Source organism: Mucilaginibacter sp. UYCu711 (assembly GCF_050433825.1).
Taxonomy (GTDB): domain Bacteria; phylum Bacteroidota; class Bacteroidia; order Sphingobacteriales; family Sphingobacteriaceae; genus Mucilaginibacter.
Genome location: NZ_JBNPWM010000013.1, coordinates 112751 through 135805, shown reverse-complemented (window position 1 = coordinate 135805; position 23055 = coordinate 112751). Strand labels below are relative to the sequence as shown.

The 23055-nt window shown below is 42.6% G+C and carries 25 protein-coding genes; 23 read left to right on the top strand and 2 right to left on the bottom strand.

The window, feature by feature from the left end; translation table 11 throughout:
• Positions 1-44: 44 nt before the first annotated feature.
• The 9 genes from ABIB50_RS24180 (at position 45) to ABIB50_RS24140 (ending at position 8494) form a co-directional block, all read left to right on the top strand.
• On the top strand, positions 45-881 hold the full coding sequence (locus tag ABIB50_RS24180) for a hypothetical protein (RefSeq protein WP_429384055.1): 837 nt from the start codon (positions 45-47) through the stop codon (positions 879-881).
• A 61-nt stretch (positions 882-942) separates the two neighbouring features.
• Positions 943-1215 (top strand): hypothetical protein, encoded by a 273-nt coding sequence (locus ABIB50_RS24175; protein WP_429384053.1) that lies wholly within the window; start codon positions 943-945, stop codon positions 1213-1215.
• Positions 1212-1973: an MBL fold metallo-hydrolase gene (locus ABIB50_RS24170; protein ID WP_429384051.1), complete on the top strand. Its 762-nt coding sequence runs from the start codon at positions 1212-1214 to the stop codon at positions 1971-1973. The genes ABIB50_RS24175 and ABIB50_RS24170 overlap by 4 nt, the downstream gene beginning before the upstream one ends.
• A gap of 729 nt (positions 1974-2702) precedes the next feature.
• Positions 2703-3614, top strand: a complete 912-nt coding sequence (locus tag ABIB50_RS24165) for a DUF72 domain-containing protein (protein WP_429384049.1) — start codon at positions 2703-2705, stop codon at positions 3612-3614.
• A 255-nt stretch (positions 3615-3869) separates the two neighbouring features.
• Positions 3870-4934, top strand: a complete 1065-nt coding sequence (locus tag ABIB50_RS24160; protein ID WP_429384047.1) for a M20 family metallo-hydrolase — start codon at positions 3870-3872, stop codon at positions 4932-4934.
• Positions 4935-5227: 293 nt separating this feature from the next.
• Positions 5228-6562, top strand: coding sequence for an argininosuccinate lyase (argH, locus tag ABIB50_RS24155; RefSeq protein ID WP_429384045.1), 1335 nt, complete (start codon positions 5228-5230; stop codon positions 6560-6562).
• A 35-nt stretch (positions 6563-6597) separates the two neighbouring features.
• A complete protein-coding gene (locus tag ABIB50_RS24150; protein WP_429384044.1) occupies positions 6598-7557 on the top strand; it encodes a hypothetical protein in 960 nt (319 codons plus the stop codon).
• 4 nt (positions 7558-7561) lie between these two features.
• A complete protein-coding gene (locus ABIB50_RS24145) occupies positions 7562-7762 on the top strand; it encodes a YwbE family protein (protein ID WP_175270355.1) in 201 nt (66 codons plus the stop codon).
• A 30-nt stretch (positions 7763-7792) separates the two neighbouring features.
• A complete protein-coding gene (locus tag ABIB50_RS24140; RefSeq protein ID WP_429384042.1) occupies positions 7793-8494 on the top strand; it encodes a DUF1345 domain-containing protein in 702 nt (233 codons plus the stop codon).
• Between the two features lie 8 nt (positions 8495-8502).
• On the opposite strand, the gene ABIB50_RS24135 is transcribed toward ABIB50_RS24140, so the two are convergent.
• Complete coding sequence (locus ABIB50_RS24135) at positions 8503-9807, bottom strand: MFS transporter (RefSeq protein WP_429384040.1); 1305 nt, start codon at positions 9805-9807, stop codon at positions 8503-8505.
• A gap of 120 nt (positions 9808-9927) precedes the next feature.
• Between ABIB50_RS24135 and ABIB50_RS24130 the strand changes: the two genes are divergently transcribed.
• From ABIB50_RS24130 to ABIB50_RS24100, 7 genes are all read left to right on the top strand, one after another.
• Complete coding sequence (locus tag ABIB50_RS24130) at positions 9928-11214, top strand: DUF2851 family protein (protein WP_429384038.1); 1287 nt, start codon at positions 9928-9930, stop codon at positions 11212-11214.
• Between the two features lie 5 nt (positions 11215-11219).
• Positions 11220-11441, top strand: coding sequence for a PspC domain-containing protein (locus tag ABIB50_RS24125; protein ID WP_429384036.1), 222 nt, complete (start codon positions 11220-11222; stop codon positions 11439-11441).
• A gap of 100 nt (positions 11442-11541) precedes the next feature.
• Complete coding sequence (locus tag ABIB50_RS24120; protein ID WP_429384034.1) at positions 11542-12450, top strand: DnaJ C-terminal domain-containing protein; 909 nt, start codon at positions 11542-11544, stop codon at positions 12448-12450.
• 11 nt (positions 12451-12461) lie between these two features.
• Positions 12462-12755: a chaperone modulator CbpM gene (locus ABIB50_RS24115; protein ID WP_429384032.1), complete on the top strand. Its 294-nt coding sequence runs from the start codon at positions 12462-12464 to the stop codon at positions 12753-12755.
• Between the two features lie 148 nt (positions 12756-12903).
• Complete coding sequence (locus ABIB50_RS24110; protein ID WP_429384031.1) at positions 12904-13746, top strand: endonuclease/exonuclease/phosphatase family protein; 843 nt, start codon at positions 12904-12906, stop codon at positions 13744-13746.
• A 217-nt stretch (positions 13747-13963) separates the two neighbouring features.
• Complete coding sequence (locus tag ABIB50_RS24105; protein ID WP_429384029.1) at positions 13964-14227, top strand: hypothetical protein; 264 nt, start codon at positions 13964-13966, stop codon at positions 14225-14227.
• Between the two features lie 237 nt (positions 14228-14464).
• Complete coding sequence (locus ABIB50_RS24100) at positions 14465-14785, top strand: hypothetical protein (protein WP_429384028.1); 321 nt, start codon at positions 14465-14467, stop codon at positions 14783-14785.
• Between the two features lie 33 nt (positions 14786-14818).
• On the opposite strand, the gene ABIB50_RS24095 is transcribed toward ABIB50_RS24100, so the two are convergent.
• On the bottom strand, positions 14819-15619 hold the full coding sequence (locus ABIB50_RS24095; protein WP_429384027.1) for an enoyl-CoA hydratase/isomerase family protein: 801 nt from the start codon (positions 15617-15619) through the stop codon (positions 14819-14821).
• 70 nt (positions 15620-15689) lie between these two features.
• On the opposite strand from ABIB50_RS24095, the gene ABIB50_RS24090 reads away from it, so the two are divergent.
• The 7 genes from ABIB50_RS24090 (at position 15690) to ABIB50_RS24060 (ending at position 23046) form a co-directional block, all read left to right on the top strand.
• Positions 15690-16037 carry an MmcQ/YjbR family DNA-binding protein gene (locus ABIB50_RS24090; RefSeq protein WP_429384025.1) on the top strand — a complete coding sequence of 116 codons (348 nt, stop codon included), beginning with the start codon at positions 15690-15692 and terminating at the stop codon, positions 16035-16037.
• Complete coding sequence (locus ABIB50_RS24085) at positions 16027-16662, top strand: Pr6Pr family membrane protein (protein WP_429384023.1); 636 nt, start codon at positions 16027-16029, stop codon at positions 16660-16662. The genes ABIB50_RS24090 and ABIB50_RS24085 overlap by 11 nt, the downstream gene beginning before the upstream one ends.
• A gap of 48 nt (positions 16663-16710) precedes the next feature.
• A complete protein-coding gene (locus tag ABIB50_RS24080) occupies positions 16711-16941 on the top strand; it encodes a hypothetical protein (protein WP_429384022.1) in 231 nt (76 codons plus the stop codon).
• 118 nt (positions 16942-17059) lie between these two features.
• The gene (locus tag ABIB50_RS24075) at positions 17060-18328 is read left to right on the top strand and encodes a metallophosphoesterase (protein WP_429384021.1); all 1269 of its coding nucleotides are present in this window, start codon (positions 17060-17062) and stop codon (positions 18326-18328) included.
• Positions 18329-18636: 308 nt separating this feature from the next.
• Complete coding sequence (locus ABIB50_RS24070; RefSeq protein WP_429384019.1) at positions 18637-18867, top strand: hypothetical protein; 231 nt, start codon at positions 18637-18639, stop codon at positions 18865-18867.
• A gap of 97 nt (positions 18868-18964) precedes the next feature.
• The gene (locus ABIB50_RS24065; RefSeq protein WP_429384017.1) at positions 18965-19855 is read left to right on the top strand and encodes a hypothetical protein; all 891 of its coding nucleotides are present in this window, start codon (positions 18965-18967) and stop codon (positions 19853-19855) included.
• Between the two features lie 155 nt (positions 19856-20010).
• Entirely contained in the window at positions 20011-23046 is a 3036-nt protein-coding gene (locus ABIB50_RS24060) for a glycosyltransferase family 117 protein (RefSeq protein WP_429384015.1), read from the top strand.
• Positions 23047-23055 lie beyond the last annotated feature (9 nt).

Here is a 23055-nt window from a genome sequence, read left to right as displayed (position 1 = left end):
CTACATTTGCCAATACAGTTGACAGTTTAAAGACTGATAGTGATATGGTTAATTTCCTAAACACTTTAATTAAAAAACAATGGCCTTTGAACCGTAAACTTACCAAAGTTAACAGCTGGCAAAAAATTGATTTTAATACTGATAAAAATACTGACTTGTTAGTAGAAGTGCTTGACAGCAATTATCCTCCAACGTACTTAATTGCGATAGACATTGGCTATAATCAGTTCCAGTTAATCCACTTAGGTCTGAGGGAAGGCGATAAGATCGTAGATATTATTAAAGATAATGAAGTGCCGCTTATTGTATTTAGTAGCAGTAGTTATATTTACCCAAAGGGCTACTTACCTAAAAAAAAAGAAACCCACTTAGATACTTTGATATATAAGTTTGGAGGCTTTGTCGAACTTAACCGCGATCCATCGCATTATAAAATTGACTCAATAACTTTCAGTTCGCTTTGGGGCTGGTATGGCCGGGAAAATACACCACCTAAGTTTGTTGAGAAGCCGGATAATATGATTGTTATCAATCATTCAGGTAAGGCTGTTTTAACTAATAATAGAACCAACGTGTTTTATACAGTAGCTAAGGGTCAAAAACCCCCACGTGACCCTAAAACAACGGTTGGGGTTTTTAAAGGCAAGATTAAAAAGGCAGACCTTGAAGAAATTTATAATTTAATAAACTATATAAGTATAAAAAAATTAAATGACAGGTACACTATTTATGTAACCGATTTAGATAGCAGTTACCTCTGTATTAAATTTGCGGATGGCTCTGTTAAATTAATTGCAGACTATGGAAATCAAGCTACATGGGGTTTAAGAAGTCTTTTCTCTAAGTTGTATGCTTTAAGAGGTAACCAAAATTGGAAATAACTCCACACGTAAATTTTTCGTCCCCCCTTTTTCCTTCCCGCATAATCCGTACTTTTGAATAATGCTTACCCTTACTACCCATACGCTCGAAAAAATGGAAATGCTATTAAAAACAGCTGGCTACAAGGTGCGGTATGAAAAAGGGAACTTTAAAACCGGGGCATGCCTTTTGCTTAACAGCAAAATGATAGTAGTAAACCGTTTCTCGAATTTAGAAAGCAAGATCCTGGCCCTGGCCGAACTGATCCGGGAGTTGGAGATCGACCTTAATTTACTGGACGATAAACAGTTTACTTTTTTACAACAACTTAAACAAACCAAACTGGAGCTGTGAAGGTAACTTTTTTAGGCACCGGAACATCGCAGGGCGTGCCAGTTATTGCCTGCGGCTGCGAGGTTTGCACCTCGGCAGATAAGCGCGACAAAAGGCTGCGCTCGTCTATATTAATTGAGGCTGATGATAAAACAGTAGCTATAGATTCGGGGCCCGATTTCAGGTACCAGATGCTTCGCGCCAATGTGCAGCACCTGGATGCCATTGTTTACACCCATGAGCATAAGGACCATGTTGCAGGCATGGATGATGTACGCGCCTTTAACTTTAAGCAGCAGGAACCCATGAATATCTATGCCGACCCGCGTGTGCAGGCGGCGCTGATGCGCGAGTTCCCCTATGTGTTTGCCGAAAATAAGTATCCCGGTATACCGCAGGTAGATATGCATGCCATTGGCGAAGAGGGTTTCCATATAGGCAGTATCCATTTTACACCTATTGAGGTAATGCATTATAAATTACCGGTACTGGGTTTCCGCATAAATGATTTCACCTATATCACCGATGCCAAAACCGTGTCTGACGAGGAGAAGGAGAAAATAAAAGGCTCAAAGATCCTGGTGATAAACGCGCTGCAAAAGCAAACCCATATTTCGCACTTTACTTTGGATGAAGCTATTGCTTTCGCCCGGGAGATGGGTGCCGAAACTACTTACTTTACCCATATTTCTCATCGCCTTGGCAAACATGCCGATGTTACTGCCGAGCTGCCACCCGGTATTGAGCTGGCTTATGATGGGCTTACGGTTAATATCTGAAACCCTCTGTATGGAAGCAATGCTTTCGGTCTTCATTGTTCGTACAAATTTCAATTAGGTGTTTAAAATATCTAAGAGCCATCGGCTCGGCAAATTTTGCAGCAACGGGTTTCAACCCGTTGGAAAATAAAAGAAGATAAATGAGTGCCGTAGGCACGGCGCATATAATATGTACCGTACCTACGGCACTCGATAGCTTAATTTGGTGCTGTCAACGGGTTAAAACCCGTTGCTACAATATAAGTCGAGGCTACGCCTCTATTGTTAGTCCGAATTTATAACCATTAGCGTTAGTCCGGATTTGTAATACCGGACTAGATAGCCAGCGGATTTGCAATCCGAATAGGCAAACTCCCGATAGTCATCGGGATCAGAGGGGAATTATAAATCCCAATGAAATTTAGTCCTGGATTGCAAATCCGACTAAAGAAAATTCTGTGTACTTGTAATAATTACGAATTCAAGGAAAATTTAAGAGCCATCGGCTCGATAAATATTGTAGCAACGGGTTTCAACCCGTTGAACATTAAAAAATATAAAACCGAGTGCCGTAGGTACGATACATATAATATGGGCCGAGCCTACGGCTACAAAACGACGCGAGGCTACACCTCTGTTATTTAAATTTCCTGAAAGGTGCAAAGCATTGCATCTCTACATAATCCAATAATCTGCTAATCCGGTAAATCTTACTCCAAAATATTTATCTTGCCTTAAATTTTTACACCTATGGAATTTGGCCGCGTAACACCCGAAGAACTACCGTTAATTGATTTTACTTTACCGCCCAATCCGGCATTAACCATACAAACCCTCACCTCGGCAAAAAACGACCAGCCCTTGCAGGTACATGTAGGCTGCGCCAAATGGGGACGTAAAGAATGGGTCGGCCAAATCTATCCGCCAAAAACTAAGGATGCTAACTTTTTAGACGAATACGTAAAGCATTTTGACAGCATTGAGCTTAACGCTACGTTTTACAACCTCTATCCTGCCTCAACCATCGCCAAATGGAAAGAGAAGGCTGATTTGAACCCCAACTTTAAATTTTGCCCTAAATTTTCGCAAAGCATCAGCCATATCCGCAGGTTAAAAAACGCCGAAGAAATTACCACTACTTTTTATGAGGGAATTTTGGCCTTCGGCGATAAGCTGGGCCCGCTGTTTTTACAACTGAGCGATAACTTCACCCCAAAAAGTTTCCCGGAATTAAAAGCCTATTTAGAACAATTGCCAAAAGATATCCCGGTGTTTGTAGAGCTGCGCCATAAAGAATGGTTTGCCAATGATGAAGTAAGGCAACAAGTATTTAACCTGTTTCATGAGCTGAACCTGGGCGCGGTAATAACCGATGCATCTGGCAGGCGTGATTGTGTACACATGAATTTGCCTACACCACATGCGTTTATCCGGTATGTAGGTAATGGCGACGCGAGCGATGATCCGCGCCTTGACGAGTGGGTTTACCGCATAAAGCAATGGCGCGATATGGGTTTAAAATCGGTTTGGTTTTTTATGCACCAGCACGACGAGCGCCACTCGCCGGAAAAGGCTCACTATTTTATTAAAAAACTAAACCACGAATTAGGCATGAACGTGCGCCTGCCGCAGTTTTTAAATAAAGGCGAATTGTTTGGGTAGGCCCACTAATTTTATCAATAGTTTAAGGAGGCACCTCCGGAGCCTTTAACCGCATCGTTTTTTCTATAAACACGAGGCTCCGCTGGAGCCACCGGGTTACAACGCCTGATAGCCCCAGGGGCTTCGTGTTTATAGCTAATCACAAAAGAGATATTTCAGGCTCCAGCGGAGCCTCCTATTTTAAAGAGATATTTTTCTGCTCGCACCTCGGTCGAATGACATCCTAAATAAAAAAATGTAATTTTGTTTTACGTTATGACTGACATCAACACACTATATCAACAGGCCGTTACCTTGCTGCAGCAGCTGATCTCTATCCCATCATTTAGCCGGGAAGAGGACCGCACTGCCGACCTGTTAGAAAATTTCCTTAAAACCAACGGCATCACCCCAAATCGTAAAGTAAATAACCTTTGGGCCTACAATAAACATTTTGATGCGGCTAAGCCTACCATCCTGCTTAACTCGCACCACGATACCGTAAAGCCAAATACCGGCTATACCCGCGACCCTTACGACGCGATTACAGAAGATGGTAAACTATATGGCCTGGGCAGCAATGATGCCGGCGGATGCCTGGTGTCGCTGATAGCGGTGTTCCTTTATTTTTATGACCGTACCAACCTTAAATATAATTTCTGTTTAGCCACTACTGCCGAAGAAGAGATCTCGGGCGTTAACGGGTTAGAGTTAATTATACCTGATTTAGGTCCGCTTGATTTTGCCATAGTTGGCGAGCCTACCCTGATGCAGCTGGCCATTGCCGAAAAAGGCTTGATGGTATTGGATTGCGTTGCCCACGGCAAAGCTGGCCATGCCGCACGCGAGGAAGGCGATAACGCCATTTACAAAGCGATGAAGGATATCGAATGGTTCCGTACGTTTAAGTTTCCTAAAGAGAGTGATGTTTTTGGGCCGGTAAAAATGTCGGTTACCGTTATTAACGCAGGTTCGCAGCATAATGTGGTGCCCGCCAGCTGCAATTTTGTGGTTGATGTCAGAGTGACGGATGCTTACCGCAATGAAGAAGTTTTAGAGATCATCCACCAAAATGTAACCTGCGATGTTACGCCGCGTTCTGTGCGATTAAAACCATCGTCTATAGATAAACAGCACCCTATAGTGCAGGCGGGTATAGCCTTGGGCCGTACAACCTACGGCTCTCCTACCACTTCCGATCAGTCATTACTGGATATCCAGTCTATAAAGGTAGGCCCTGGCGATTCGGCGCGCTCACATAGTGCAGATGAGTTTGTTTATGTTGAGGAGATCAGGGAAGGTATTGAGTTGTATGTTGCGATGCTTGAACGCATCGTTTAATCCCCGGCATAAAAAACCTGAAATAAAAGTTATTTCATTTTTGTTCACCTGAGCTGTTTCAGAGGGGTAAAAAGCTATAAATTGCAATTAGTTGATTATCAGCTGTAAAACACTATTCTATTCCTAAAAATTCTAACGTAAAAGTTGTTTCATTTTGTTTCACCTGCTTTTCACAATCATTTGATAATTAACTAATTAAGTCAAAATATTGTTTCACTTGTTTCATCTGTTACACATTTTTGTGAAACAAAACACGAGCCCATCATCAACAAAATATTTCCCATATTTGCAGTATGAGCAAGCTATGGCAAAAAACCACTAATGTTAATGAGCTGGTAGAACAATTTACCGTTGGACGCGATACCGAATTTGACGCGCAAATGGCGGCGTTTGATGTGCTGGGATCGTTGGCGCATACGCAGATGCTGCAAAGCATTGGCCTGATGAGCGCCGACGACCTGGAACTGGTACAACGCGAGCTTAAAAACATTTATGCTGATGTAGAGGCCGGCAATTTTACCATTGAGCCGGGTGTGGAAGATGTACACTCGCAGGTTGAAATGCTGCTAACCCAACGCATTGGCGATGCCGGTAAAAAGATCCATAGCGGCCGCTCGCGTAATGACCAGGTTCTGGTGGACCTTAAGCTATTTTTCCGCCACGAATTGCAACAGGTGGTTGAAGAAACGCAAAAGCTGTTTACGCAACTCATAGCATTATCAGAACAATATAAGGATACCCTGTTACCGGGTTATACCCATTTGCAGGTAGCCATGCCGTCATCATTCGGGCTATGGTTTGGCGCCTATGCCGAAAGTTTGATTGATGATTTAGAGCTGGTATTAGCCGCTTATAAGATCACCAATAAAAACCCGCTGGGGTCGGCTGCGGGCTATGGCTCGTCATTTCCCTTAAACCGTACCATGACCACCGAGCTGTTGGGTTTCGAGAGCTTGAATTACAATGTTGTTTACGCGCAAATGGGTCGTGGTAAAACCGAGCGGATCATCGCCCAGGCTTTATCATCAATAGCAGCCACATTGGCTAAAATGGCTATGGACCAGGCATTATACCTGAGCCAGAACTTCGCCTTTGTAAGCTACCCGGATACCCTAACCACCGGCAGCAGCATTATGCCGCATAAAAAGAACCCCGACGTTTGGGAAATTATGCGCGGCAAGTGTAACCGCTTGCAAGCCCTGCCCAATGATGTTGCCCTGATGACCACCAACCTGCCATCAGGGTATCACCGCGAGCTGCAGTTATTAAAAGAGCTGCTGTTCCCAGCGTTTACAGATCTGAAGAACTGCCTGCACATGGCAGCTTTTATGCTGCAAAACATCACCGTAAATCAGGATATATTAAACGACCCTAAATACGCCTACCTGTTTAGCGTGGAAGAGGTAAATAAAATGGTGCTAAACGGCACACCGTTCCGCGATGCTTACAAAGCTGTTGGTTTGGCTATTGAGAAAGGTGAGTTTGATCCGCATAAAACAGTTAACCATACCCACGAGGGCAGCATAGGCAATTTATGTAATGATGAAATTGTAGATGCCATGACCAAGTTGGTGGGCAGCTTTAAGTTTGAAACGGTAAGCTGGGCCATTGCTAAGCTGGTAAAGTAAAATTCAAAGTGAGGGAGATTTTTGCGTTATAAATTATGAACGGATTACTCAGAAAAAGCATCTGCCTGTTGCTCTTTATTGGGTTAACGGCATGTACCCTAATCTACGCACAAAATACCGGGGCAGCTAAAAAGGGCCCCACCTACATTTGGACCAAAGTACTGGATAGCGCTGATTGGAAAAAGAGCTATAACTTCCAGATGTTCACGCAACATGATACGGCCTGGGTCTTTCACTCCGATGGTAATTGGTATTCGACAGATGGCCGGCGATGGGTAAAATCGAGCTTAAATAATGCCATATATAACCTGGGGTTTTTAGATTATGTGCAGTTTAACAACAGCATGTATGGTTTAGGCCATTTTGAGGGTAATATCGAAAGATTTACCTACACACCTATTATTTACCGGACCAACAACTTTAAAAACTGGTCGGTTATTGCCAAAACGGGAAATTTGCCGGCGCGGTTCTTTTACCATCCATTTGTATTCAACAACAAACTTTGGATAATAGGTGGCGAGAACCAAAATAAGCAATATGCTGATATCTGGAATTCGGCCGATGGCATAGTTTGGGTTAAACAAAAAGACAACCTGCCATTTGGCAAGCGCAGCCAAAGCCAGATATTAAACTTTAAAGGCAAACTTTACTTACTGAATAACGACGTATGGACATCGACCGATGGATTAAACTGGACCATATTGACCAACGAAATTTTAAAAGGCGAACAACTATTTGGCTATGCAGCTGTTGTTTTCGACAACAAAATATGGCTGCTTGGCTGCAACCGTAACGGTCTGTTTTCAAGCCAGGTACTAATAAGCGATGACGGTAAGACCTGGGTCAGCCAAACGGCACCATGGACACCCCGCGGCGGGATAGCGGCTACCGTATTTAAAGGCAAAATTTATATGACCGGGGGTAAATATGGGGGTACTCCCAATCATCCGGAATTTAAGTACAGTAACGACCTATGGACACTCGAAAAGAAATAAAAACATGAACGGACAAAACAGAAGTGACATTTACCCGGGCCTTGAGGTTGACATCATCCTTAAAAAAGATCAGCGCAGCGGCAAACTTACCCGCGGCATTGTGAAGGACCTGCTCACCAGTTCGGCCTACCACTCGCGCGGTATTAAAGTAAGATTAGAAGATGGGCAGGTGGGCCGCGTGGCCGAAATAGTTGAGGAGGATTAAGTATATTGCCCTGCAATTAATCATCACCTAATGGCTAAAAAACTGCTTGTAAAAATTAAGGCTCTCCCCAAAAATAAGTTTTTTAGGTTTGATGCGCATTACCGTTTAGTGATGTCGTTTGGTGCGGCATCAATAGCGTTTTTGCTGACGCGTACCAACCTAAGCTGGCCCGCGGTTGCGCTGGTTACCTGGGTGGCATTTGCATTGGCTGTTATTATTATGGACTGGATCATCATATTCAACGCCCATCCCAGGGAGATCAGGAAAATAGCAAAGCTGCAGGATTCGAGCCGGACGCTGATATTTTTATTTGTGATAGCGGCATCGGTTATAAGTTTGGGGGCCATACTGTTTTTACTAAAAGGCACCAAGGGGCAGGCCGAGGCTGATGTTACCGGCCATATTTTACTGGCAATGGCCTCGGTTATCGTATCGTGGTGGCTGGTGCACACCCTGTTTAGCATGCGGTACGCGCATTTATATTATGATATCGATAAAGACGAGGGCACCGAAACACCGGTAGGTGGCTTACAATTCCCTGATGAAACAGAGCCTGATTATTTAGATTTTGTTTACTTCTCGTTCGTGGTAGGTATGACCTTCCAGGTATCAGATATCGAGGTGTCGGATCGCAAAATTCGGAGGTTAGTATTAATGCATGGTATAATATCCTTTGCTTTTAATACGGCTATTGTGGCATTGAGTATTAATGTGGTGTCGAGCTTGGTGTAGAGCCTCGCCTAATCATGTACCGCCTCCATTTTCGAATGCTCCCTGGTATCCTTCATATTAATATAAACCAATAACGATATCAGCACACAAAAAGCCACATACCAGTAAAACCATTCCTGGTGATTGTAATTTTTAAACACCAGCGCCAACGGCTCGGCAGTACCGCCGAACAGGGACACTGCTACACCATACGGGAAACCCACACCTAACGCCCGTACGTGCGCCGGGAACATTTCGGCTTTAACTACTGCATTTATTGATGTGTAACCACTCACAATTATCAACGCTATCATGATCAACGCAAATGCGGTCCAGAAGTCTTTTGTATGGCCCAGCAGCATTAATATGGGTACGGTGGCTAATGTACCGCCTACACCAAAAGTTATCAGCAATGGCTTACGGCCTATCTTATCAGATAACATCCCAAACAAAGGCTGCAACAGCATAAAAACTATTAATGTTAATGCCGATATCAGCGTAGCTGCACTCTTGCTGAACCCGGATGTTATCACCAAAAACTTTTGCATATAAGTGGTGAAGGTGTAAAAAGCTACCGTACCGCCAAGGGTTAGGCCTACTACTGTAAAAACAGCTTTAGGGTGTTTGGCCAGTTCTTTTATCGTTCCGCGGGTTGAGATATGCTGCGGATGACTATGCAGCGTAACCGACTCCTGCAAACTGCGCCGTAAATACATCACCGATATAGCCAACACTCCTCCAATAGCAAATGGGATGCGCCAGCCCCAGGCGTGCAACTGGTCTTCGGTTAAAAAAATACGTTGTAATAAAACCAGCACACCCAGTGCAATTAGCTGGCCTGCAATTAAAGTTACATATTGAAAGCTCGAATAAAACCCGCGGCGGCGTTTGCCGGCCATTTCGCTTAGGTAGGTGGCACTGGTGCCATATTCGCCGCCGACGCTCAGGCCCTGTACCATTCGCGCTAATAATAATATTGCGGGCGCATATATCCCTATTTGTTTATACCCCGGTGTTATTGCAATAACAAACGACCCGATGCTCATAAGCAATACAGATACTGTTAGGGCCGCCTTACGGCCATATTTATCAGCATAGGTACCCATTACCCAACCACCTATAGGACGCATTAAAAAACCTACCGCAAAAATGCCGGTGGTATTTAATAATTGCACTGTTGTATTATCCGATGGAAAAAATGCGCCGGCAAAATACAGCGTAAAGGCTGAATATACATACCAATCATACCACTCCACCAAATTGCCTAATGACCCACCTATGATGGATTTAATTCGACTTGCGGTAGATGGCGGTTGGATTATGGGATCGGGCATAGTGATTTATAGAAGCGTGAAATTAGTAAAATAAACGAAAATGTGTCATTGCGAGCGAGGAACGAGCGCGGCAATGACATAAAGAGTTTTTATTTCACATTTATCTCCCTACCTTAGTTAATGCTTTTCACCGAAGACTTTTTACATTATATCTGGAAGTTCCGCCTGTTTGAGCGGAGCGGCCTGCAAACTACCAGCGGTGAAACTATCGAGATATTTTCGGCAGGGATGCATAATACCGACTCTGGGCCTGATTTTGGCAATGCACGGATAAAGATTGGCGACACGCTATGGGCCGGAAACGTAGAGCTGCACCTTTCCTCGTCCGACTGGAGCAAGCATAATCACACTACAGATAATGCCTACGATAATGTGATCCTTCACGTCGTGTACCGCGATGACGAGCCGGTTATATTAACCAATGGCCGCCGAATACCAACCCTTGAACTAAAAGACCGTATACCCGATGAATTATTTAACCGTTACCATAACCTGGTTTACGGCACGCAAACCATTATCCCCTGCGAGGCCAGCATTGGCAAGTTGGACGATTTTACTTTAAAAACCTGGTTCACGCGCATCCTGATAGAAAGGCTGGAAAAGAAATCAGAAACTGTAATCGCATCACTCGGCGTTAACCGCGGCGATTGGGAAGAGACTTTTTATCAATTCCTGGCAGCCAACTTTGGGTTTAAAACCAATGCTGTTCCGTTTGAGCTAATGGCGAAATCTTTACCCCAAAACATCCTCGCGAAGCATAAAAATAACCCATTGCAAATAGAAGCATTGATATTTGGCCAGGCTGGGTTTTTAAACATCGATTTTGAAGATGAATATCCGCGTAAGCTAAAAACAGAATATGAGTTTCTGCGGAAGAAGTTCAGCCTTAGCCCTATTGATAACCACTTATGGAAGTTTATGCGGATGCGCCCGTTAAATTTTCCTACTGTCAGGCTGGCACAGTTTGCGGCATTGGTGGTAAACTCAAATCACCTGTTCTCTAAAGTACTGGACATAAAAGATATAAAAAGCTTGCAAAGGCTGTTTACAGATATAGAGGTAAATAAATATTGGGATGACCATTACCAGTTTGATAAGCCATCAAAACCGGTATCAAAAAATATGGGGCAGGCGTCTGCCGATCTGTTATTATTAAATACACTGGCCCTATTTTTGTTCAGTTATGGCAAGCATAACCAGCAGCAATATTATACAGACAGAAGCTTAAAATTACTGGAAAACCTGCCCGGCGAGAACAATAATATCATTGCCGATTTTGTCAGTTTAGGTGTAAAAGTAAATTCGGCTTTCGAAACGCAGGCATTATTAGAATTAAAAAACTATTATTGTAATTATAAGAAATGCCTGCAATGCAGCGTTGGTAATAAGATACTAAAGTTAGCCTGATAAATATGTTACAGCGGATCCTCACCTTTTTTGAACGTTACTCCTTTGGGGTTTGCACTTATTTGGGCGAACGCTTTAATATTTCTATCTCTAAAATAAGGCTTTTCTTTATTTATACATCTTTCATATCCGTTGGTTTCCCGCTGATAGTTTATTTCTTTGCAGGGATAGTATTGGATTTTAGAAATTATATTAAGCGCTGCCGCACACGGGCGTCTGATCTTTAAGATCAACTAAATGATACTCATCATTTATTAATCAAAACCAATCTGCTATTTTTAAAGTTTAATTTACAGACGCTAAAGAGCGCGTCCCTACTTAACCGTTATGGCATTTATTGACTACTACCAAATTTTAGGCGTTACCAAAACGGCAAGCGATAAGGACATTAAAGCTGCCTACCGCAAACTTGCGCGTAAATACCACCCCGATCTTAACCCAGACGACCAGGAAGCCCACAAAAAGTTCCAGCAGCTTAATGAGGCTAACGAAGTTTTAAGTGATGCTGACAAACGCAAAAAATACGACCAATACGGCGAAAACTGGCAGCACGGCGAACAATACGAGCAGGCGCGCCAACAACAAAGCCGGCAGCAACGCAGCTACGGCGGCGGTGGGCAGGCTTTTGATTTTGAAGGATTTGGCGGCGGTGGCGGCGAAGACTTTTCGGATTTCTTTCAGTCGATGTTTGGCGGCGGCGGCGGACAAAGGCGCCAGGCCAAATACCGCGGGCAGGATTTGAATGCCGAGTTACAGTTGCACGTAAAAGATATATTAGAAAGCCATAAACAAACACTTACAGTAAATGGTAAAAATATCCGCATTACTATTCCGGCAGGTGTGGAGAACGGGCAAACCATAAAAATTGCGGGTCATGGTGGCCCTGGTGCCAATGGCGGCCCGGGTGGGGATCTATATATTAAATTCTTAGTTTCTGATGACCCGCGGTTTAAACGTAAAGGCGCGGACCTTTACAGCACCGCCAAACTGGATATTTACACCGCTATATTAGGCGGCGAAATAACAGCCGAAACTATGACCGGCAAAGTTAAAGTTAAGGTAGCGCCAGAAACACAAACCGGTACTAAAGTCAAACTAAAGGGCAAGGGCCTGCCTGTCTATAAAAAAGAGGGGCAGTTTGGCGACCTGTATATCAGCTACGAGATACAGTTACCAACCAACCTTACCGATAAACAAAAGCAACTATTTGAAGAATTGGCTAAATCATCAACATAAATTATTGAGATATGAACGCTAAGCATTTAATAAAAGCTACTGATTTTTGTGTGTATCACCAGTTGGAACATACTTTTATAACCGACCTGCAGGAAGCGGGACTGGTAAAAATAACCATTGTCGATAGTACGCCCTGCATCCCCGAAACCGAACTAAACAAGCTTGAACGCATCATACGCCTTCATACCGAACTGGATATTAACGTTGCCGGGATTGAAGCCATTACCCATTTAATAGAGCGGATTGAAAATATCCAGGAAGAGATGCGCTTATTGAAGAATAATTTAAGGGCGTATGAAGATTAGGGTGCCAAGGTGCAGGTGATAGCATGGTATATTTTTCATGAGAATCCGGGAACTTGTATATTCATGATATTAAATCTATGTTAACTTTTAGCAGATTAACCGCTTAATAACATAGACTTTTATATATTTGGCCAACCAACTAAAACAAATGAAAAAGCTTTTCTTAACCACACTTACATGCTTAATTTTAAGCGGTGCGGCCTTTAGCCAGCAATTAAATATTGCCACTTACAATTTACGTAACGACAATAAGCAGGATTCTTTAGCCGGTAACGGCTGGGGGCAGCGCTACCCGGTAATTGCCCAGCTTATCCAGTTTAATGATTTGGATATTTTTGGTACGCAAGAGGGTAAATACAATATGCTTAACGATTTAACCAGCGTTATGCCGGGCTATAAATGGATAGGTATAGGCCGTGATGATGGGGTTAAAAAAGGTGAATATTCGGCTATATTTTATAAAGAAACCCGTTTTAAAATAGTAAAACAGGGCAATTTCTGGCTATCAACTATTACCGACAGGCCAAACAAAGGCTGGGATGCTGCCTTGCCACGTATTTGTACCTGGGCGCAGTTCCAGGATATTAAAACCGGCTTCAAGTTTTATTTCTTTAATATCCATATGGACCATATTGGTGTATTAGCCCGCAAAAACAGCGCTACACTTGTTTTAAGTAAGATAAAAGAAATGGCCGGCAACCAGCCAACTATATTTACCGGCGACTTTAACGTAGATCAGCATAATGAAAGCTATGCCGAAGTATTAAGCACAGGTGTGTTAAAAGATTGCTTTGACCTTGCGCCTATAAAATTTGCCAACAGCCCTTCATTTAATGGATTTAAGGCGGATTTACCCGGGAATACGCGTATAGACCATATTTTTGTTACCAGGCAATTTGACGTTAAGCGCTATGCTATTTTAAACAATACTTATTGGGGTAAAGTGCCGTCAGACCACTACCCGGTTGTGGCCATAATGAATGTTAAATAATACTTTATTTGCTAAAAAAGGCGCTGGGGATTTTAAAACTCAGCGCCTTTTTTATTATATCATATTCGTTACAATCCATAACTACCTATCCTCGTTGCAATTAAAGGCAAAAAGAGATCGTTAACAATAACTAACTATATCAATGTTAAACCTGCTGGCATAGCTATTGTCATAATTACATGAACGGCGATATTAAAACTGTTTATATAAAAAGAATATGAAAACTTTAAAATTAACAATAGCAGCAGCATTATTAGCTTGTACCTTCCAGGCAGCAAGCGCACAAGTAAGAGTAGGTGTACGTATCGGAACTCCTCCTCCTCCACGTCGTGAGGTAGTAGTGGTACATCGCCCTGTTCAGCGCCAGGTAATTGTTCGTCATGAGCCCGTACGCAGAACCTATTACCGCCGTAGTTACAGAAAGCCGGTATATCATAGAAACTACGTTCGTCATGAGCGTGTGGTAAGAAGACATTACTAATAAAAAAAGCCTCCCGAAATTCGGGAGGCTTTTTTTATTAGTAATCATTTTTGTAGCTTTTATAGTACGCCAGTTATAATGCCGGGTTAATCTGATATCAGCTCAAAAAAACGCACTTTTTCGCACTAATTCTCAATAAGTTATAGCTAATTTGATAAAACTTATTAAACCTACTGGCATGGCTCTTGTCTTATTAACAACAATAACAATATAGGTTATTAACTAAATACAACAGTTATGAAAATTTTAAAATTAACAATAGCAGCAGCATTAATGGCTTGTACTTTCCAGGCAGCAAATGCACAAATAAGTGTAGGATTAAGAATTGGTACCCCTCCGCCGCGCCATGTAGTGGTAGTAAGGGAACAACCCGTTTACCAGGAAGAATATGCTGAACCAGAGTATCCGGTATATCATAGAGAATATTATGAACGCCCCGTGGTTTATAACCGCGTTATGGTAGCGCCGCCACGTAGAGTATATTATCGTCATGGTTACGGCAGACCGGTATACCACCAAAGCTACTACCGCCATACAAGGTATGTAAGACATTATTAATAAAGAAAGCCCCCGATAGTTCGGGGGCTTTCTTTATTTTTTATTCAGGAAATCCTGCAGCGCCTTCTGTGTAAACTCAGACAATACCAATTCGCCGCTTACAGCGGCACGTTTATTAAGCAGTTCGTCCCAATCATTGGTACCTTCCCATAATATTTGCTTTAAACCTACCAATGCTTCGGGATGGTAGGATGCCAGCTTTTCTGTTAAAGCTTCTAAAGCGGTATCCATATCGCCTATAGTAGCATAAACCTCATTATACAATCCTTTTTCTTTGGCCCATTGCGCGGTTTGGAAATCGACAGCGCGGATAGTCAGCTGCGAAAACGCGGGCAGCCCTATTTTACGTATCACTGCCGGCGAAATTACAAACGGACCGATACCAATAGCCAATTCACTTAGTTTAATAGCTGCGGCTTCAGTAGCCAGGCAATAATCAGCAGCGGCGGCAAGACCTACTCCCCCTCCTACGGCTTTACCCTGCACACGGGCAATAATAATTTTTGGCGATTTACGGCACGCGTTGATCACATTGGCAAAACCAGCGAAGAACGCGGCACCCGCTTCCTTATCTTTTATTTGCAATAGCTCATCAAAGCTTGCACCGGCGCAAAAGGTACGCTCGCCTTGGCTTTTTAGTACGATAATGCGTGTCTGGCCGTCATCGCCTGCCTGGTTTATTTTGGCAGTAAGCGTGTCCAGCAATGCCGCAGGCAGCGAGTTTTGCGCCGGATGGTAAAAGCTGATGGTAGCGACGCCACTATCACTATAGGTAAGGGTTATTTCTCCGTTCGGGTTATCAGGCATGGTATAAGTTGTTGTAGATTTAAACAATATCAGAAGTATTTAACGTTCATGCAATTTTTTAAACCGGATTTTAATAATTTAGCTGATAATCAACGATATGGTAACCATAGAAACCGCCCGCCAATTTGCGCTATCCCTGCCGGGGACAGAGGAGTATGATCATGTGGGCAGGCCTGCCTTCAGGTCCAATAAGCGCACATTTGCTACCCTTTGGCTACAAGAGCAACGGATGATGGTAAAACTATCGCTTATTGACCAGGATGTGTTTTGCGCGTTTAACCCGGCAATCATCTATCCCGTGCCCAACAAATGGGGATTACAGGGCTGTACCCTTTTTGAATTAAAAGAGATGCGTGAAGATATGCTGCTGGATGCCATCATGCTTGGCTGGCAAACTGTGATGGACAAAAAACCGAACAAGAAATCGCCAAAAAATGAAGAATAAGATAAGAATAGCATACATGGCCCTGCTGGCAATAATGGTTTGGCTGGCACTATTTATCCAGTTTTATATTTCTACAGAAAAATACATGTCGCAAGGGCGCACCTTTGGCGGTGCCATTGTGCAGTTGTTAAGCTACTTTACCATCCAAAATAACTTTCTCGTAGCGCTGGCTATGACGTTGTTTTTGTTTGCGCCCCAATCAAAATGGGGTAAGTGGTTTGCCAAACCAGCGGTATTGGCATCCATGTGCGTTTACATCACCATAGTATTGCTGGTTTACCAATTGGTATTGCGCGGTCAGCATGTGCAGCTGGGCTGGTTTAGGGTATGCGATGAGATTTTCCACTCCATCAGTCCGCCCATGTTTATATTGTTTTGGCTGGTGTTTATCCCGAAGGAAAAGCTACCCTGGGGCAAAGCGATAAACTGGCTGCTTTACCCGCTTATTTATTGTGTTTACATTTTATTAAGGGGAGCAATATCAAATTATTATCCTTACAGCTTTATTGACGGCACTAAGCTTACTTATCCGCAGATAGCTGTTAACAGTTTCTTTTTATTGCTGGCATTTTTGAGTTTAGGGTTGCTCTTTATCGGTGTAAGCAGGCTGGCTCAAAAACGTTAAACCTTCGGTACTTATCATAGTCTTTAATGTATACTTAAAAAAAGAGACATGAAAAAGTACATCATAAAAATGCTTACACTGGTAGTGTTCGCTTCAGTTGCTTTAACAGGTTGTTCGCTGCAATACCAGCAACGCAGGCAGCAATATGAGCGTAACGGGCGCGATGGATATCAACGAAATCATACCCCACGCGATCAACAAAGCCGTTATCAGCACGATCAGCGTGGTCAAACCCAAAACGGCTATTACCACGATGACCGTAGTAACTTCCACAACTAATTAGCTTAACACCTTTAACAAAAACTCCTGCAGGCGCAGGAGTTTTTTTATTTAACGCGAAGCAAATTTTACATGCTAATTATCTTTCCTTTTATAAATTGCAGGCTAATAGGGCAATATGCACAGAAGCGGGTTTCTTAATATCTTTTTAATTTTTGCGGCTATAAGCCTGTTGTTTGAATGGTATGTTTTTAACGGCCTTAAAACTTTTACTGCCGACTGGGAATCTAAACGCGGAAAGCAAATCGTTCCCTGGGGATTTTTGATAATCTCTGTTAGCATTACCGTTATATTTCTATTGGGTTTTGGCAGCTATAACACATCCAAAGGGATGACGCCTTTCCACGAGTGGATGCTGAGCCTGTTCTTAACTTTTTTGATAACCAAACTGGTATTTGTATTGGTGTTGTTTTTGGGCGATCTGGGTCGCGGTGGTGTTGGTATATTTAATGCTACAACTAAACATAAAGATGCTGTCAGCCATAAATACTTTCCGGCCCGGCGCAAGTTTATTAGTGAACTGGCTATATTACTGGCGGCGTTCCCTTTCTTTGGGTTCTTCTACGCCATGTTTAGGGGGAAGTATGATTACAGGGTGCATCGCCAAACTATTTATTATGATGATCTGCCCGAAGCTTTTGACGGCTTTACCATAACGCAGTTATCTGATATCCATTCGGGAAGTTTTGATAACGTTAAGGCTATGCAAAAAGGTATCGACCTGGCGCAATCGCAAAAAAGCGACCTGTTTGTTTTTACCGGCGATTTGGTTAACAACGCCGCCTGGGAGATAGAAGAATACATAGCCAATTTCAGCCAATTAAAGGCTCTCTACGGGCAATTCTCCATACTAGGCAACCATGACTATGGCGACTATATTCAATGGGACAGCGAGGCTGAAAAAGCCGCAAACCTGGATAAGTTAAAACAGCACCATAAGGATCTGGGCTATCGTTTGCTGTTGGACGAAAACCTGGAGATAGAAAAAGGCGGTCAAAAGATCTCGTTATTAGGTGTACAAAACTGGGGCCGTGGTTTTAAACAAAAAGGCGATCTGCCTAAAGCATTAACCGGTGTTGACCCAAAAGCATTTAAGATCCTGCTATCGCACGACCCAAGCCATTGGGAAGAACAGGTACGTTATAACGATGCCAATAATATTCATCTTACCCTATCTGGCCACACCCACGGCGCACAGTTTGGTGTTGAGGTTGATGGTTTTAGATGGAGCCCGGTGCAGTACCGTTATAAGGACTGGGCCGGATTGGCAAATGAGAAGAACCGGTATCTGTATGTGAACCGCGGATTTGGGTTCCTTGCCTTCTCGGGCAGGTTAGGGATTTGGCCGGAGATAACGGTGATAACGTTGAAGCGGAAGATAGTGTAGTGTTTCACAGAAAAGTGAAACACTTTGAAACACCTGAAACACTTTTTTGCTGTAAGTTACTGTAAATAAGCATATTGACAAAAACCGAGTGAAACACTTTGCAACAGTACAAATAGTTTAAATGATTACTAGTAAACTATTGATAATAAATTGTTTATGTGTTTTTTGTGCGATTTTGAAAACCGAAGTGAAACACTTTGAGTGAAACACTTTTGATACTGTTTCAGGACAAATCAGCGTTGATAAGCTGAAAATATTTTAAACAATTTACCCGTTCATAGCTTTATTATAGTAGAAACATCAAAGCTATGGCAAACCATCCGGTAAAATATAAACGCATTCAACGTAATCCTAAGCAGGCAGAAACCGATACCTGGAAAGAGAACTGGGAAGTAATGAAGCCTTTTGTACGTTTCGGCTTTAAGGCCATGGTACTGATAGGCGGCGCGATGATCAGCATTATTAAATTATTGCCAGAGCTTTTGGCCGATCATAAAGATCAAAAGCCTAAAAAGGATACCCGCATTATAAAGATCTGATCATAATATTAACTCACACCTTTGTAGGCGGGTATCTGATAAGGTACCCGTTTTTTGTGTTTTTATTTTACCTTTATCGTAATTACCCCTATTAATTATGATGATTAAACCTTACAAGGGCTTATTGCTTTGTTTATTTAGCTGTGGCTCCTTCATCGCGGTAGCACAAACCAAAACCAACCAAAGCGAAAGTACCGACGAAAAGCCGGGCTTCGAAATCAAGCTAAATTACCTAAGCAACAGTGTTTTTATGGGTCGGGCTGATTCTATCCAAACCTCGGTTATAACCCCGCAACTTAACTATGCATTTAGCAATGGTATCTACCTATCAGGCAGTTTGTATGTTGTGCCTAACCGTAAAAAGAGTAAGATTGATGGCGGCGATATTACCCTGGGTTATGATTTCGATTTGACTGATAAATTATCGGGCGGTTTATCTTTCACAAAATTCTTTTACAGTAGTAACAGTACTCAGGTGTCATCATCTCAAAGCAGCACCGTTAGCAGTAATTTAAGTTACGATAACGATTTTATAATTCCAGCCCTAACCGCCGACTATAACTTCAACAAACAAGGCGTAACCGGCGATATCTTCCTGAACATTGGCCTGAGTCATAATTTTGACTTCGACGGGATATTTGGCAAAGACGACGGCCTAACCTTATCACCCACCATCGAAGCTAATACCGGCACACAAAACTTCTATAACGGGTATGTGGCTTACCGTAAGCGCAAAAATGTACAAAACTCGGCGGCAGCTACTGCTTTACTGCAAACTTATCAGTCAGAGTTAAGCCAGTACAAGCTCCTGGATTATGAATTTTCAATGCCGGTAGAATATTCGACAGGCAATATCACGTTCAATATCTGCGCTACTTACGCTTTGGCACAAAACCAATTTAAATCAGCAGCTGTGGTAAAAGCTTTAGGATTGACAAGCCAATCATCGGTTTTTTACTTTGATATTGGGTTAGCATTAAAGTTTTAACAATCCCGCTAACACCCTATAAGTGTTAAAGTAATTTTATCATCTTTGCGCAAATGATGGTTTTGGCCTCATTTTATGTTAAAAGATGTTAATGCTGTATCAGTATTTCAAAAAATATTGATATTTACTTATTGAATAAACTTTACTCTCAACCAATGCAATACAAAAAGATCAATAACCTGCTGGGCTGGCTTTGCTTTGTTATAGCTTCTGTAACCTACATTTTAACCTTAGAGCCTTCTGTAAGTTTTTGGGATTGCGGCGAATTTATTTCGTGCGCGTTTCGTTTACAGGTTGCACACCAACCGGGTTATCCTTTGTTTGCTATGCTGGGCAAGGTCTTTTCGCTATTATCGTTCGGCAATAATGCCAAAGTACCTTATTTTACCAATTTGGGTTCGGCAATTGCCAGTGGAACAACCATTATGTTCCTGTTCTGGACCATTACCGCGTTAGCTAAAAAACTGGTTCCGGCTACTAAGGATGACGAGAATGAGAACGTACGTACCATATTAATTATGGGCGCAGGCTTGGTAGGCGCACTTGCATTTACTTATACTGATACCTTCTGGTTCTCGGCTGTCGAAACCATCGTGTTTGCTTTATCAGCTTTGTGTACATCAATTGTATTCTGGGCCATATTAAAATGGGATGCCCATGCTGATGAGCCCGGTGCCGACAAATGGTTAATATTTATAGCTTATATCATTGGCTTATCAATAGGCATCCACTTACTTAACCTGTTAACTATCCCGGCATTATCGCTGGTTGTATACTTCCGCAGGGCAAAAACTATTAATACCAAAAGCGCGGTTATCGCCTTTTTAATAAGCATTGGTATACTGGGCCTGGTACAGTTTGGCATCAGGCAGTGGACCATCCAGCTATCAGCCTATTTCGATTTGTTCTTCGTGAACACTTTAGGGCTGGGCTTTGGTACAGGTTCCATCTTCTTCTTTATATTACTGATAAGTTTATTGGTAGGCGGTATTTTTTACAGTATCAAAAAAGGCAAGGCTATTTTAAACCTGGCTTTACTATGTGTAGCCTTTATTTATTTTGGCTACAGCGCGTTTGTTTATATCCCTATCCGTGCAACTGCAAATACCAATTTAGATAACTCGCACCCTGATAACGCGTTTACTTTAAACGGCTACTTAAACCGGATCCAATACGGCGAAACACCATTATTAACGGGCCCGTATTTTGATGCTAAAGTAATTGATCAAACCGAAGGCAGCACTTTATATCGCAAGGGAGAAAAAAAGTACGAGGTATCAGGTAAAAAACAACATTATATTTACGATCATACCACAGTTTTCCCGCGTATTTACAGCACCGAGGGACAAGATCCCAGCTTTTACAGGCAATGGCTGCAAATGGGCGAAACTGATGTACCCGGAATGGTCGAAAACCTAAAATTCTTTTTTAGCTGGCAAACGTACCAGATGTACGTAAGGTACTTTATGTGGAACTTTGCGGGCCGTGTAAATGATGGCGATGGCCAGCAGGAAATGGGCGGTTTTAAAGGGTATGTTGATGGCGACTGGACCACCGGTATCCTGGATGGCACCAAGCATTTACCAAAATCTGTTACCCAGGGTTTAACCTATACCCCGCTGTATGCCCTTCCATTGATATTGGGTTTATTTGGAATGTGGTATCACTTTAAACAAAAGAAACGCGACGCCCTGATTGTAGCCCTGTTATGGTTCTTTACCGGTATGGCTATTGTAATGTATGTTAACCAGCCATCGGTACAGCCGCGCGAAAGGGATTATTCGTATGTTGGATCGTTCTATGCATTTGCTATTTGGATAGGCCTGGGTGTTATTGCACTGGCCGAATTTTTAAGGAAGAAGATCACCCCAAAAACAGCCGCTTATGCAGCTACCGCGATATGCCTTTTAACCGTGCCCGTAGTATTAGCTAAACAGGAATGGAAAGCGCATGACCGCTCTACCAAAATGATAGCGCATGATATGGCGTATAACTATCTGATGTCATGCCCGCCAAACGCTATTTTATTTACTTATGGCGATAACGATACGTATTGCGTATGGTATGCGCAGGAGGTAGAAAACATACGACCCGATGTGCGCCTGGTTAACCTGAGTTTATTTACCGGCGATTGGTATATACACCAGATGCAGCGCAAAATGAACGAAGCTGATGCCTTGCCTATTACCATGCCATTTGATAAATATAAAGACGGTATACGCGATGTATTATACTTTAGGGACGCTAAAATCCTGGGGTATACCGAAGTAAAGGATGTGTTTGATTTTATATCATCAGATGATCCGCGGGTTATGACTACTTACCCAAGTGGCGAAACTGCCAATTACCTGCCAACCAAAAACTTTAAAATAACTATCAATCCGCAGGATATCATTAAAAACAATGTAGTACCCGCTGATAAAATAAGCCTGATAGCTGATACTATGAAGTGGAAATACACTTCAAACTATATTATGAAGGATAACCTGGCTATGCTGGATATATTGGCGCACAACAACTGGAAACGCCCTATTTGCTTTGCGGTTACTGTTGGCAACGAAAACCTGATAGGTATGCAACCCTACTTATACAAAGAAGGTTTTGTTTACCACCTGATGCCGCTTAAAGTTGATACTGCTGTTAAGGATGAACCAAGCAAGCTAAATACCATGGTGGCATACAATAACATCATGAACAAGTTTAAATTTGGCAAGTTTAAAACTGCCAAATACCTGGATCACGAGTCTACCACCATGTTCTACCCGGTAATGATCACTACTTTCCTTGACCTGATACAAAGCTTAATTGCCGAAGGACATGAGGACCTGGCCTTAAAAGCATTGCATAAATACGACGAGGTGATGCCTGATCTGAATGTTGATATGCGCATTACCGGCAGCAAGTTTTACATGGCGCAAAACGCTTATAAATTGCATGACATTGCTTTGGCAACCAAATATGTAACCAGCATTAACAGTTATATAGTTGACCAATTAGAGTATGCTTATGCACAGTTGCAAAACAACTCGGGCGCGTACAATCCCCGCGAAGTGCAAATGGGCATCCAGTTAATTTATGGTATGGCTGATGCCGCCCGGACTAATCATCAAACCGAGCTATATAATAAATACATGGCCGAGGTTAAAAATTACGAAACCAAATTCGCGTCGATATTTAAACAAGGCGAATAAGTAAATACC